Origin of the sequence: Rhodococcus sp. IEGM 1370, from assembly GCF_033142325.1 — a bacterium.
In the GTDB taxonomy this organism is placed as follows: Bacteria; Actinomycetota; Actinomycetes; order Mycobacteriales; family Mycobacteriaceae; genus Rhodococcoides.
In genome coordinates this window covers 141537-155635 of record NZ_JAWLRY010000009.1, presented here as the reverse complement: position 1 = coordinate 155635, position 14099 = coordinate 141537, and the positions used below count along the sequence as shown (strand labels likewise).

Annotated in this window: 12 protein-coding genes and 1 pseudogene; 7 read left to right on the top strand and 6 right to left on the bottom strand. The window is 63.4% G+C overall.

The window, feature by feature from the left end:
* Positions 1 to 441 precede the first annotated feature (441 nt).
* Both R4P47_RS14145 and R4P47_RS14140 read left to right on the top strand, forming a co-directional pair.
* Positions 442 to 657: a hypothetical protein gene (locus R4P47_RS14145; RefSeq protein WP_068051821.1), complete on the top strand. Its 216-nt coding sequence runs from the start codon at positions 442 to 444 to the stop codon at positions 655 to 657.
* Positions 658 to 1188, top strand: a complete 531-nt coding sequence (locus tag R4P47_RS14140) for a Clp protease N-terminal domain-containing protein (protein ID WP_317533952.1) — start codon at positions 658 to 660, stop codon at positions 1186 to 1188. It abuts the gene before it with no gap.
* Positions 1189 to 2350: 1162 nt separating this feature from the next.
* On the opposite strand, the gene R4P47_RS14135 is transcribed toward R4P47_RS14140, so the two are convergent.
* From R4P47_RS14135 to R4P47_RS14115, 5 genes are all read right to left on the bottom strand, one after another.
* Entirely contained in the window at positions 2351 to 3190 is an 840-nt protein-coding gene (locus tag R4P47_RS14135; RefSeq protein WP_317785058.1) for an SDR family NAD(P)-dependent oxidoreductase, read from the bottom strand.
* The gene (locus R4P47_RS14130) at positions 3187 to 3531 is read right to left on the bottom strand and encodes a nuclear transport factor 2 family protein (protein WP_317785057.1); all 345 of its coding nucleotides are present in this window, start codon (positions 3529 to 3531) and stop codon (positions 3187 to 3189) included. Before R4P47_RS14130 ends, R4P47_RS14135 begins: the two co-directional genes overlap by 4 nt.
* Before the next feature lie 75 nt (positions 3532 to 3606).
* On the bottom strand, positions 3607 to 4758 hold the full coding sequence (locus R4P47_RS14125; protein ID WP_317785056.1) for a GNAT family N-acetyltransferase: 1152 nt from the start codon (positions 4756 to 4758) through the stop codon (positions 3607 to 3609).
* A gap of 47 nt (positions 4759 to 4805) precedes the next feature.
* On the bottom strand, positions 4806 to 5339 hold the full coding sequence (locus R4P47_RS14120) for a hypothetical protein (RefSeq protein ID WP_317785055.1): 534 nt from the start codon (positions 5337 to 5339) through the stop codon (positions 4806 to 4808).
* Between the two features lie 236 nt (positions 5340 to 5575).
* Positions 5576 to 6049, bottom strand: coding sequence for a hypothetical protein (locus R4P47_RS14115; RefSeq protein ID WP_317785054.1), 474 nt, complete (start codon positions 6047 to 6049; stop codon positions 5576 to 5578).
* Between the two features lie 80 nt (positions 6050 to 6129).
* On the opposite strand from R4P47_RS14115, the gene R4P47_RS14110 reads away from it, so the two are divergent.
* From R4P47_RS14110 to helR, 4 genes and pseudogenes are all read left to right on the top strand, one after another.
* Entirely contained in the window at positions 6130 to 6618 is a 489-nt protein-coding gene (locus R4P47_RS14110; RefSeq protein WP_317785053.1) for a hypothetical protein, read from the top strand.
* A gap of 2 nt (positions 6619 to 6620) precedes the next feature.
* Complete coding sequence (locus tag R4P47_RS14105) at positions 6621 to 7010, top strand: transcriptional regulator (protein WP_317785052.1); 390 nt, start codon at positions 6621 to 6623, stop codon at positions 7008 to 7010.
* 604 nt (positions 7011 to 7614) lie between these two features.
* A complete protein-coding gene (locus R4P47_RS14100) occupies positions 7615 to 9810 on the top strand; it encodes an EAL domain-containing protein (RefSeq protein ID WP_317785051.1) in 2196 nt (731 codons plus the stop codon).
* A gap of 231 nt (positions 9811 to 10041) precedes the next feature.
* Positions 10042 to 12218, top strand: a pseudogene (gene helR / locus R4P47_RS14095) (RNA polymerase recycling motor ATPase HelR).
* Here the strand turns inward: helR and R4P47_RS14090 are convergent.
* The gene (locus R4P47_RS14090; protein WP_317785050.1) at positions 12179 to 13078 is read right to left on the bottom strand and encodes a LysR family transcriptional regulator; all 900 of its coding nucleotides are present in this window, start codon (positions 13076 to 13078) and stop codon (positions 12179 to 12181) included. The pseudogene helR and the gene R4P47_RS14090 sit on opposite strands and share 40 nt — an antisense overlap.
* A gap of 72 nt (positions 13079 to 13150) precedes the next feature.
* Here R4P47_RS14090 and dapA point away from each other — a divergent pair, with 72 nt between their 5' ends.
* The gene (gene dapA / locus R4P47_RS14085) at positions 13151 to 14095 is read left to right on the top strand and encodes a 4-hydroxy-tetrahydrodipicolinate synthase (RefSeq protein ID WP_317785049.1); all 945 of its coding nucleotides are present in this window, start codon (positions 13151 to 13153) and stop codon (positions 14093 to 14095) included.
* Positions 14096 to 14099 lie beyond the last annotated feature (4 nt).

The following is a 14099-nucleotide window of genomic DNA, read 5'->3' as shown; positions in this document are numbered from 1 at the left end:
TACCTCTTCTGCGATCCTGACGACATGACTCCATCCTTCCCAAAGAACGAAGTCTCCGGACACGCCGGGGTGATTCACAACGCTCGCCGACCTACTCGGATACAGCAACAAGGTGATGAACATTCACGCCGCTCGCTCGGGCGTCCCGATGGGCAGCTATCCGGCGATTGGATCACGCACGACGTGACTACCCGCCCTTTTTGAGGTCATTCAAGACTTCTATCCACGCAGTCGGCCCCGAAGCCTATCCACGGCATTCGCACTACCTCTGAGATTGCGTACGCCCTATGCAGACTTCATACGATGCATTGGCGGGACTCGGCTGCGAGATCGTCGTCGTGCCGTTGTCAGAGCCATTCCTGCAGCAACCTGGGGTCACAGGAGCGGATCGCGCCGTCAACCGGAATTGACAAGCGGCCGATGTCAATTTACATTGACACCATGACCGAAGCCACAACACTCGCCGCAGCCGCCAGCAGCCCTGATCCTGCCGAAGGGCTTCGCGCAGTGCTAGCACTGCGTCGACTGCTCGAGCGTCTCGAAGCAGTCCAAGTTCGCAATGCCCGCAACCAGGGTTGGCCCTGGCAATTGATTGCGGACTCGCTCGAAGTCAGCAGACAGGCCGTGCACAAGAAGCACGGCGGACAAGGGAGGTAGATGATGTTCGAGAAGTTCACCGCAGCAGCTCGACTCACCGTGATCGGTGCGCAGGATGTCGCCCGCGAACTGCAATCGTCGCGTATCGGCGTCGAGCACCTGATGATTGCTGCGCTCGACGGTGCCGACGAGTCGCTAAGGACTCGAATGACCACGCTTGGAGTCACTTCCGAAGCAGTTCGCTCGGTGGTACAGGTCAGCGCTGGGCTGGGGCCCGCAGATGCTCACGCGCTGAAGTCGATTGGAATCGATCTCGATGCCGTTGTCTCGCAGGTCGACGCCGCATTCGGTGCCGGAGCCCTCGATCGCAAGCGCGAACCGGCACGGCGGCATTTACCCTTCGACAAAGCTGCCAAAAAGGCACTCCGGCAGTCGATGAAAGAAGCAGTTGCACTCCGAGACCGCGATATCGGTGTAGCTCACGTTCTGCTCGGGGTTCTTGCGCAGGATGACTCCACGGTGCGCACTCTCCTGCCGGCCGGCGTGACGGTGGCTCGTGCACGCGGCGCGATCTCACCACTGACTACCTAGCGTTTCTCGTCAACGGAGCCCATGAACACCGCGTTTATCAGTCGTATCCCGCCATCGGCACGGACCTGGCATTGTCGACCTTCCCAATTGGGGATTCGTCTGCTGTTCTTGTCGGCGGGGGCCGTATCCGGTCTGCCGTTCGCCGGGACGATCATCCAGCGCGTCGGGGGCAAGACGCGTGATCGCTCCGGGCGTCGTCGTCTCAGCAGTGGGACTGGGTGCGCTCTCCGTCGGGCCGGAATCAGGTTGGTCGGTCTTCGCGGGTGACGCGCTCTATCTGATCGGAATGGGGATGGGTATCTGGGAAGTGAGCATGGATGTCGTGGGCGCTCGCGTGGCACATCTTCTCGGCAATAACGCCATACTTCCTCGACTTCACGCCACGCTCAGTATCGGAACGGTCGTCGGATTGGAGGGTCAGCGAATACCTCGAGATCAGATAAGAGACTTACCCAGTGACCGGAACCCACTGCTTGTTGCAGCGCAATACCTCTCGCCGTCCAAGCATTTCCGAGTAGGAACAATGCCAGAGGGCGCTGACACTCTGACCAGTTACCGACCCTTCGCTGCCTGATCGGCTTCGGCGCGGTGCCTGATGAACTCGTTCCGAATACACAGGATGCGTCGAAGGTACAGCTTTCCTGGGATATCCAGAATCAGAGCGGCGAGTCGTCCTCCGCGAAACTGTACTGACATGACGTCGACCATCTGGGTGTGATCACGTGTTGCGAGAAAGAAGTGTTCGTGACGCATCGAAGAGAAAGGGCCGGTGACTTGTTCGTCCACGAAATATCGAGGACGTTCGTGCTCTGTGATACGGCTGGTCAAGGTGAACCAGAACCCGAGGTGTCTGGAGCGGATCTGGATCTCATCCCCCAGGCGGAGGCTACTGCGATCGGATGTGAACCGAACACTTTCTCCGAACGAACCCTGAGACTCCGCGTGGACCTGGGCATCCGACTCCAGTTCGAAGACTGCTGTTGGGTCCGCGGCGATCGGTGTCGACAGTGTAGTGGTGAAGGCCATTCGCACAGCTTTGCAGGCTGCTGTTGTGCCGTGGTGACGGCCGGGTCGTCGAGAACGACCTGGCCGTCACCACCGTGGCATCGGTAGTCCGATGTTCCGGATGGGTCGCTATCGAATTCTGATTCAGCGGGCCTGGCTAGGCGGGGAAATCCGCGCTGCGAGACAGTGTTTCGTTCGACCGGATGTCGTTCAGGTTTTCTTCCAGTGCGTCGATCACGGCGTCGTATCCGCTGTTGCCCAGGATCAGCCGGTGTGGCGGTGGGTTCTGGGCCATCGCTGCGATCACCGCACGGGCACCGCGATGCGGGTCTCCCGGTTGCACCCCGTTCATTGCGACGAAAGCGGCACGCACCTGTTCCAGCATCCCGCGGTATTCCGGAATGGCCTCCGCGATGGGCTCGTCGGCGAATCCGGCGTAAGCGTTCGTGCGGAAAGCGCCCGGTTCGACTGCCAACACGGAGATGCCGTGCTCGGCGACTTCCTCGCGCAGCGCGTCGGTGACGGCTTCGATCGCGTATTTTGTTGCGCTGTAGTAGCCGAATCCGACCGCCGCCAGAAGCCCGGCCACCGAGGACACGTTGACGATCCACCCGCTTCCTTGGGTGCGCATACCTGGTAGCACTGCGCGCGTGACGGACAGCACGGCGAAGAAGTTCAGCTCGAACATCGCCCGTATCGAGGACTCGTCCATTCCCTCGATCGATCCGTACCAGCCTCGACCGGCGTTGTTGACCAGCACGTCGATACCGCCGAAATGCTCCTCGGCCGTGTGTACCGCGCGGAGCACCTGCGCCGCGTCGGTGACATCCATGGGCACGATGAGCACGCGGTCACCGTAACGATCGGCCCACGACACCAATTCCTCCGGACGCCGGGCGGTGAGTACCACGCGGTCCCCCGCCTCCAGCGCCACCTCGGCGTACGCCATGCCGAAACCGCCGGGTGTGCCACCGGTGATGAACCATCGCTTGCTCATGGCTCGATCACCAGCGCCTGGATCAGCGCACCGTCGAGCGTGAAGCGGTAGTGCAGGTCGACGACTCCCCCGGGGAAGTTGCCTTCCAGGTGCTGCTCGACGTCGACAGTCTTGCCGGATGTGGTCGCTCCGGTGAACTTGCTCGTGTAGGTGTACTCACTCTCACTGACCGAGGCGATCAGCCAGGCCTCGATCTCGTCTCGGCCCGAGTGGTCGTGGCCCTCATCGGTTACCACGGCATCCGCGGTGAATACGGAGAGCCCGCGAGCGCCTTGCTTGGAGTCGAGTGCGGTAATGAACTTCTTCACGTTGTCCGGGAGTCCATCCCATTGTGTGGTCATGACCCCACGGTGATGCCTCCCCCAAGGGGAGTGTCAACACCAGGTCCACCCGGGTAAAACACTCCTCGCAAATATTCAGACGGATCGTAGAAAACAGCGAGCAGACTCGAGCCGATCGGCGTCGTAGTCCTCCCACTTCGCGGCAGGCACATCCTGATGCCCGACCTCGACGAAACTGCGTTTGGCGAAGAACTCCGCGGCCTCACTGCTGACCGTGACCGCGAACAGGGTCGAGATGCCTTTCGTGCGGCAGACCTCCAACAATCCGTCCATCAACAAGCCGCCTGCTCCCAGTCCGGAGAACTCGGCAACGGTGATCAAGCCGGACACTTCGCCGAATCCGGTTCCGGCGTAACGGTCCACCTCGAGTCCGACGATGCCGGCGAGGTGCCCCGTGCGCAGTACCCGAGCACCGAGCCCACCGACAGCCATCCTGGCAATCTCGATCCGACTGCGCTGCTTGAGAACCCCTTCTCGCACTCCCTGTGCCACCAAAGCCTCTATCGCCGGGAAGTCGTCCACCTGTAGCGAGGCCAAGTGCAGGTAGCGGCCTTGGGTCAGGACGGTCCCTCGGCCGTCGAATGTGAACAGCTCGAATTCGAGATCCTCAGCACGACAAAGGTTTACGCTGTATGCACCACCGGCAAGTGCTGCCTCGGCGGCTGGGGGGAAATCGTCGAGCCCCCGTTCGGCCAGGTGAGCGACCAGGCGCTCGCGGTGCAGGTCGATGTCGGCGAAGCTACGAGGAGGATTACCCCAGCCCCCGCCCGGATCGGTCAGGACCATTTTCGATGCCCGCACGCTCGCAGACACCGTGCCGGCAGTGCGCGCGACAGCGGCCGCCTCCGCCCCGATCACGACGCATTCCGAGTCCGCGATTGCGAGCCACAGACGGGCGACGGACTCGTCGTTCCAGACAGTCGCACCGGCCATGGCCACACCACCGACTGCAGCGGTGACTTCCGGAGCATGGTCGGCCGGAACCACGAATATGAATCGCGTGTCGCCAGTGCCGAACTCACCGACCGTCCGTTCCACTGCTTCCAGAGCCGCGACGCTCACCATGGGAAGGGCGATCACGATCGTGACCCCTCGGAACTCCTCGACGAAGAAGTCGCGCTCGGCAACAGGCACCCCGCTGGACGTCAGCTCGACCGCCACCTCGCGCGGGACCGCTGGCCGCGGCCGCAATTTCCGGGGGTTGGCGCGCAGATCGTAGTTCGTCATGGTGGGTCCAAGTGTGGACTGTCGACTCACACCCCGCAACGTCCGAATCAGTAGGTGTAGTTGATACCTCGGGAGAACGTGAATCCGCCCGTAGGTGCGGTACACCCGATTATGTCGTCGGGCCCGGACCGGCACACCACGCCCTCGACCGACAGCACCTGGCCGAACTCGAGTACCGGGGCGTTCGCATCCACGTAGATGCCCTGTGTCGTGCACATGCTTTCCGAGCCCGCCACGGTTACGCGAACAGCGACCTTGTCGTTCTCGGCGTTCGAGCATTGCGGTCCGTCGAAAGGATTCCTGCCGTCCACGGCCTGACATCCCACTCGCCCCTCGGGCCCGTCGGCGTCCCAGATGCCGCAGTGAATGTTGCCCGTCGGCGACGTGAAGTTGTATTTGTCGCTCCCCGTCCGGAACGTCGCGGGATCGACGTTGCCTGGTTCGTCTCCCGACGGCTGCAAGATCGCACCACCACCACCACCCGGCACCAGGTCCGCTGCTTCCTCCGGCGTTCGTGTCGGCGGAGCGACTGCCGATTCCTGTGGGGATTCGGCCTCGAGCCGAGTCGGCGGCTCGGCCACAACCGACGACTCGGTAGTCGTCCCCGCGGGCGACGTCGTCCCAGCGGGCACACGTGTCGTGTCCGGCGCGGCACTGGTGTCCGAATCGCCACTCGCACAACCACCTAGGGCCAATCCGCACACAGTCGCGACCAGAACAACTGCCTTCCGAGCAATTGTCACGTTTTCTCTTTTCTCTTTCGAGTCGACATGAAGACGTCACGGCTCTCGCCCGCCGGAAGCCGGTTCGGCGCTGTTCAGCGGGCCGGCACCTCGAAGGAGGGGCTCGGTGTATGCGCGGCACTCGTTCTGAAGGTGACCGTAAGCGGCCCCTCCCCTGTCTCGATGTCCACGTAAGGGTTTGCCACATTGGGGCCCTGGAACCGCCAGCTCGCCACCCGCTGCTCGGCGGTTCCGCTGAGTCCTGTGTCGTGGTTACGCCAATCCGCATAGATGCTCAGATAACACTCGTAGTCGGCTGATCCGGCCCATGCCGGGCTGTACAGGTGGGTGGTGAAATTCGCACGAATCTCGTTGGGCGCGTAGCCGCTTTGGACATTCACATCGACGGTACCGCCGAGACATTGGGGAACCTCGGCGAGCGTGTAAATCCGTTGTTGCGGCGAGAAGTATCTCTCCTGGGCACCGGCTTGCGCGGCGCTGGTACCGATCACGGCTGTGAGCGCGCTGGCGAGGACGAGTGAACGAGTGACGACCGGATGCTTCTTCATGACCCTCCATGGATGTGCGCGGTGTACTTTCAGGATTCAACGTAACACTTGCCTAGACGGAAAGTGTTAGAGTTGCCAACATGGAAAGCAATCAGTCGCCGGACGACGTGCGCGATCTGCTGGGTGCGCTCCACGCCGATCGCGTCTCCCTCGCAGATCGTCTCGCTGCACCGTCCTGGTTCTACCCGGTCTTCGCCGCCGTGACCGCTCTGCACGTAGGAACGCCGGTATTGCCGGACAGCAACGTGGGTGCCGCATTCGCCGCTCTCCCGGTAGCGGCAGCCGCGACATTGGCTCTGCTCTACCCCCGGATATCCGGGGTGCGACCGGCGGCAGTAGGCATGGTGGGATGGGGTGTTCTCATCGGGCTCCTGGTGAGCGTGCTCGGCTTGTTGAGCGTGTCCTACGGTGTGGTGGCGTCACTGTCTGCGTGGTGGGTACTTGTGCCGCAGGCCGTGTGCTTCGTCGTCGTGCTGTTCGGCGGTCGTCTGTTCGACGGCGTGTACCGCACCCATCTGCACGCTGGAGGCGTCCGGCAGCTCACCGGCCGCCGGTCCAGGAGTAACTGATCGTGACCGAAGATCCCGGTTTCGGGCCGAAATTCGATTCCGTCATACATGCTCCAATCCGCCTGCGCGTCTGCGGAATTCTGCGGCGAATCGACGAAATCGACTTCGCGGTCATACGCGACACACTCGAGATCAGCGACGCGTCGCTGTCGAAACATCTCAAAGCGCTCTCCGACGCGGGCTACGTCTCGATGAAGAAGACTGCGTCGCTGTCACGTTCGGACTCGAGGAGAGTGACGTGGGTGAAGCTGACAGGTGCCGGACGGGAAGCGTTCGATTCTCATATCGCCGAGCTTCATGTCATCGCCCACGGCCACCCGGAACCATCGCCGTCGCGACCGCCCCTCATGACGTGGAGTCCGACCTTCGGTGCCACACCCGAATTGGGCTGAACTGCATGTCACCGGGCGCCATCTCGACCACCCAGCATCCGAACGAACCGCCGCTGTACCGGCGACGCCGAGCCTGAGTCCCATCACCGCCATCGGCGACGACAGACGGCCCGTTGTCCGACCGGCACAGCCATCAGCCGGGGTCGGCCGCACAACGACGAATCGACCCCACTCCCCTGCACTCTGTGCTCACGTCGATCGATTGACCGTAATCATCAACGGCGACAACCACTTCGGGGACGACGTCGCACATCCATTCGTCGCTCGCGTTCGTGTCGGGCAGCGTTCGTGCCGGACAGCGGACGGTCGTGCGGTGCCCGGGTTGTTCGGATCGACAGTGATCGGCGTCGAACAGACGTACAAGGCGTGCGGTGAACGGCGCGACGACCTGCCTGGCTTACGACAAGTCCTGGCCGACAGATTCGAGCAGGTAGAGGTCACGATGGTGGGAAATGTGGCGCTCTTCGTCGCTCGACATACCGTCGAGGCACGACAATGGACAGACTGATACCCGGCACGGGCTGTTCGGGCACACTGGCCACGAACGACGAATAACATGGACCCGGAGCCGCACGTATCCCGGGCGACACGGATCGGAGGGCCGATGTTCGATCTCCCGGGCGATCCGGTGAGTCTTCGATCCTTTCTGGAACGCTCCCCTGATTTCGTTGCGCTGTCCGATTTCACGGGGAAGATTCTGTACATCAATCCTGCGGGTTCGGAGCTGATCGGGGTCACGGACGTGGCCGATATCGGCCAACTGTCGGCCTTGGATCTGCTGACTTCCGACGGACTCGATCTCACCGACGACATCGCCGCCGGTCTGCTCTCCGAAGGCAAGTGGGAGGGCTACTGCGAGCTGCGCCATCACGTGACCGGTACCGGCATGCCGGTCGTGGTGTCTTCCTATGTGATCAGTCGTGAGGACGGTGGCCCCGACGTGGTCGCATCCACCATCAGGCACCGACACACGGTGGAACAACGCAGTGCCAGGATGGCGGCCGACGCGGTGATCGCCGGTCGTCACGCGCTGGAGCAGAAGGCTCTCGCCGATCTGAGCCGATTCGCCGTCATCGCCGAGCTACCCAGGTTGCTCACTGCAGCAACCGACACCGCCGCCACCTTGATCGGCGTGGGCAACTCCGCCATCGGCCATCTCGAGCACCCGAGCGATCCGTACTTGACCATGGACGCGGCCAGCGGTGCACTCGGCGTGCGTCAGAACGTTCCGTCCGGGAACGGTTCGTTGGTGGGATTCGTACTGACGCTCTCGGAGCCTGTCGTGTGCAACGACAGTCACGCCGAGAATCGTTTCCGTACCGACACGATGATCTCTCTCGGCCTCCGCAGCGGCGTCGGAGTCCCCATCTTCACCGCCGCCGGAAAAGCATGGGGAGTTCTCTCCATCCACAGCGCCGAGGCCCGCCTCTATCGTGACGAAGAAGTGTCGTTTCTCAGTTCGGTGGCCGGCATCGTATCCGCGGCGATTCGACGCATCGACCTCGAACTCCAACTGCGACGACGGAGTACGCACGACGCCCTGACCGGTCTGCCGAACCGCACCCTCGCGTACGAGGTCATAGATTCGGCGTTGGACCGTGCCAGACAACAGGCAGGGACCGTAGCACTGCTTCTGCTCGACATCGACGACTTCAAGATCATCAACGACAGCCTGGGACACGACGCCGGGGACAGGGCGTTGGTCAAGTTCGTCGAGCGGCTCGCCTCGGCCATCAGAGACGCCGACACCATCGCGCGCCTGGGCGGAGACGAATTCTTGATCGTCTGTGAAGGCGTCGACAGCGTTGCTCACGCGGAGGAACTCGCTCGACACATCTCGAGTTCCATCGCCGTTCCCTTCTCCGCCGAAGACGTGCCCATCCCCTTGAGCGCCAGCATCGGTATCGCGGTGTCCGAACCGAATTCGAGTCGGCACGAGCTGATCCACCGCGCCGACTTGGCCATGTACCGCGCAAAGGACAGTGGTACCGGTGGGCATGCAGTGTTCGATCCCACCGATCTCTACGACGCGGATCGCATCAGATCGCTGTCGATCGATCTCCGAGCGGCACTGCTCGCCGATGAACTCACTCTCGCCTACCAACCGTTGGTGGACATCGCCACCCGGAAGATCGTTGCCGTGGAGGCGCTCGCCCGCTGGAATCACCGCGAACTCGGCCCCATCGAACCGAGCGAGTTCGTCGGAGTCGCCGAAAGGACTGGTCTTGCAACGCCGTTGGGCGCGTGGGCGCTGCGTACCGCATGCACGGCCGCGGCGCGGTGGCGAACGTTCTCCGACATCGTGGTCCGCGTCAACGTCAGCGCGCTTCAACTCCGCGATCCCGATTTTCCCACCGAGGTCGCCTCGGTACTGGAAGAGACGGGACTGCCTGCCTTCGCTCTCGGCCTCGAGGTGACCGAAACCGTGTGGGTCGCCGACACCGAACGGGTCGCCGACACCGTCTCCGCCCTGCACGCCATGGGGGTGGCTCTCCTGCTCGACGACATGGGCAAAGGCCACAGCTCCATGTCGTATCTCGACCGCTACCCCATGTTCGAGTGCTTCAAGATCGACAAGTCGTACATAGCGCGGCTGCCGGCCCCTCGGGCTCGCGCGATCGTCTCGGCCATCGTTTCGCTCGCCCGCGCATTCGACGTCACCGTCGTCGGCGAGGGAGTCGAAACCGAGGAGCAACTCGACGCGCTGGCCGCCACCGGCTGCGATTTCGCGCAGGGATACCTCTTGGGTCGGCCGGTCGGTGCCGGAGCCATCGCCGATCTGCTTCTCGGCGATCGATGAACCCCGACCGCGAGGGGCAGTTCGCCGGCCGCGCACCTGTGGCCTGATCCTGACTTCGAATCATCTGATGCACAGCCGGTTTCGTCGGCATTGGTGTCTGGGGACGGGATCGAGAGCGACTGTTACTTCTTTTCCCCTTTCAATGTATAGCGCACCCAGGGGCTTGCGGCAAGACCCCGTACAGGGCTCAGAATTGCACGCTGCAGCCACGTAGCAATTGATCGGAGTCCTGTGAAACATGCGTACCCGAGTGTTTTCGACCTACCCGACAATCTCGCGCGCAAGCGTGACTCGGCATTGATCGGCCAAGACGAGCAACACTTTTCAGCTATTCGCTCGAGTATCGAGAAGTCTCGTCTCGACACGTCGGCACGGCTGGAGGCAGCGCAGAAGTCGTCGGGCCGTATGGGCCGAGAAGTGATGGAACGCGACTTCGAGATACACCGCTTGGGCGGCCGTCTCCGTTCACTGCGTCGGTACGGAGTCGATCTGTGCCTGGGTCGCGTCGTGACCACCGACGCGGAGGAGCCGGTATACATCGGACGACTCGGACTGCTGGGAACCGCGGGCAAGCAACTCCTCGTCGACTGGCGCTCCCCCGCAGCCGAACCGTTCTTCGGCGCTACTCACGCCAATCCATGGGGCTGCGAAGTCGTCGTAGATACAGGTGGACGAACGGCACCATCACCGACTACTGGGACGAGGTGTTCGATCTGACCGAACCGATCACCGATGCTGCGCTGGACGATCAGTCCGCCTTCATCGCTAGTCTGGGTGCGGCGCGTTCACCTCGAATGCGCGACGTGCTGGGCACCGTCCAGGCAGATCAAGACGCGATCATTCGATCGGACGCCAGCGGCGCGCTGGTCGTCGACGGTGGTCCTGGAACCGGGAAAACCGTCGTCGCCCTGCATCGCACCGCGTATCTGCTGTACACGGAGACGCGTCTCGGACACAGCCGCGGCGGCGTGCTGTTCATCGGCCCACACGAGCCGTACCTCGCCTACGTTTCCGACGTCCTACCGAGTCTGGGCGAGGACGGTGTGCAGACCTGTACTCTTCGAGATCTCGTCGCCGAAGGAACGAACGCGATCGACGAGACGAATCCTTCTGTGGCGCAATTGAAGGCGACCGAGAGCATGAGCGTGGCGATCGACGCGGCCGTTGCGTTCTACGAGCAGCCACCGACTCGGACCATGATCGTGGAGACCGAATGGGCCGATCTGACATTGACTGCGGCCGATTGGGCCGAGGCCTTCGAGGCACCCGACCCCGGCACTCCACACAACGAGGCTCGCGAACAGGTTTGGGAATTGCTGCTGACGATTCTGATGGACCGCTACGACGGCGACGAGGACCCGACCGACATACGAAAGTCACTGCAGAGCAACGAGTCTCTACGCGCGGAGCTGGAAAGATCCTGGACGATCATAAATGCTCCCGACCTCGTCGCAGACCTGTGGAGCGTGCCGGCGTACCTTCGCTCGTGCGCACCCTGGCTCGCCCCCGAGGACGTCCACGCACTACAACGACCCGATCCGACGCGATGGACGGTGGCCGATCTCCCGCTGCTCGACGCCGCACGAATGCGGCTGGGAGATCTTGAACATGCACGGCGCACTCGGCGTCGGGAGCTGGCAGCTGTACACGAGCGCGCGCGAATGGACCGCGTCGTCGATGAACTCATGGCCGCCGACGACGACGAGATGATGGCTGCGCAGTTGCGGCAGGACGGGATTTGCGATGCGCTCGTCGATTCGGCGGGCTTCGAGGAGATCCCGTCGGATCCGTTGGCGGGGCCGTTCGCACACATCGTCGTCGACGAGGCGCAAGAATTGACCGACGCGCAATGGCACATGGTCCTGCGCCGGTGCCCGTCGGGCAGCATCACCGTCGTCGGAGACCGCGCGCAAGCGCGCCTGGGATTCGCCGGGTCCTGGCGCGAACGACTTCGACGGGTCGGACTCGACCGGGTCAGGATTGCCACCCTCGGCGTCAATTACCGCACCCCGCAGGAAGTCATGGCCGAAGCCGAGCAGGTGATCCGTGCGGCGCTACCGGACGCGAATGTCCCGGTCTCCATCCGCAGTACCGGAGTGCCCGTCGAGTACGGAGACGCGGCACAGTTGGCCTCGATCCTCGATCGCTGGCTCGAGACGAACATCGACGGAATCGCTTGCGTCATCGGCGATCCCACGATTACTCCGTCGGAGCGCATCCGCTCGCTGACACCGCAGCTGACGAAGGGCCTCGAATTCGATCTGGTCGTCCTGATCGACCCGGATTCGTTCGGATCAGGAATCGCCGGTGCCGTCGACAAGTACGTGGCGATGACGCGAGCGACCGGCCATCTGGTCGTTCTGGCCAGTCAGCGCGAGGCCGCGTCGAGGACGTCCAGCACGGCATGAATTGCCGGGCTGGCATCGGCGCTGCGCCGCCACGCGGCCTGCACTTCACGAGCAGGAGCGCGCTCGAGCGGAACCGCGACGAGACCTGCACCGAGCACCGGACGCGCGAGGCGAGGCACGAGAGCGAGGACATCGTCCGCTTCGACCAGCGCGAGTTGCGTGGAGAAGTCGTCCACGAGATGGCGAACGTCGACCTCGGCGGACGTATCGGCGAACAGCCGCCGAAACCACTGGTGACACACCGTCCCGGCCGGGCTCGTCACCCACGGGTACCGAGCGAGTTCGGCATGGGTCAACGCGATCTCGCAGTGGGCGAGGGGGTGGGTGCGCTTCATGATCACGTCGCCGAAATCCGTGTGAATCCGTTGCCGAACGACCGAGGGCGGAGCGGGCGCGGATACTCCGTCTGCATCGTGCACCAGCGCCAGGTCTGCGGTCCCGGCAGACACGCTGTGCAGTGCGCGGTCGGGATCCTCCTCGCTGATGTGCACCGTCAGATCGGGATACCGTCGATTCAGCTCGATCAGCGCGGGTGCCAGCAGCCCACGAACTGCGGTCGAGAAGCCGACCAACCGAACGACCCCACGTGCGACGCCCTCGTCGGCGGATCGAGCAGCCTCGACGCACCGTTCGAGAGCGTCGAACACGTCCCCTGCGGACTCGACCACCGCCCGACCTGCGGGGGTGAGCACGACTCCCCGACCGGCCTGGGCCAGTACCGGCGTGCCGATCTGCCGTTCGAGTCGTTTGATCTGCTGGGAGATCGCCGAGGAGGTGTAGCCGAGCTCGTCGGCGGCCCGCGCGAGAGTGCCCAGAGCTGCCACAGCGCGCAGGGCGTGCAAAGCACCCATGTCGATCATGAAGCAACAGTACGCAGTAATGCGGAAAATACTTCGCTGGACCTCATGTATCGAGCAGTCCACACTCGGACCATGACCATCGCTCCGTCGCCGGCCTCGACGATCTTCGGCACGAACCTCGTCGCCATGGCGACCCCGATGCACCCCGATGGTTCACTCGACCTTGCGGGCGTCGATGCCCTTCTCGCACACCTGCTGGCTACACGATGCGACGGCGTCGTCATCGCCGGAACGACCGGCGAAGCACCGACCTTGACGGGCCACGAGATCTCGCAGCTGATCGCTCGAGCCCGCAGGCACTCCGGTCACGCTCTTCGCGTGACCGCGGGAATCGGCACCAACAACACCGCCGCGGGGATCGAGATGGCACGGTCCGCGGCGGCAGCCGGCGCCGACGCACTGCTCATCACCGCTCCCTACTATTCGCGCCCCACTCAGGCCGGCATTGCGGAGCACATCGTCGCCATCGCCGAGGCAGGTGGGCTACCGGTCATGGCGTACGACGTCCCGGCGCGCACAGGTGTGGCGATCGAGGCGTCGACGCTCGTCGAGCTCTCTCACCACCCCCTCATCGGTGCTGTCAAGGACGCCAAGGGTGATCTGTACGAGGCAATGACCGTCATGTACTCGACGGACCTCGCGTACTACTGCGGAATCGACGAACTCGCACTGCCCTACCTCGCCTCCGGTGCAACAGGATTGGTCAGCGTCACCGGAAACGTGGTGGCAGACCGCTACGCCGAGCTGATCGCGGCAATCAGCGTCGGCGACCTGGACCGAGCGAACGCAGTACAGCGATCGCTCCTGCCGTTGACCGACGCCGTCATGCGCACGACGCAGGGGGCCATCACGGCGAAGGCCGCGCTCGTCAGGATCGGCGTCATCTCCGACGCGACCGTGCGACGCCCACTTCTCGCATCCTCGGCGGCCGACCTGAGCCGACTCGACACGGCCCTGTCCGCCACCGGATTCGATCAGGAATCGAGCAGCGAGCAGGTTTCGGTACGACTAGCGTGACTGC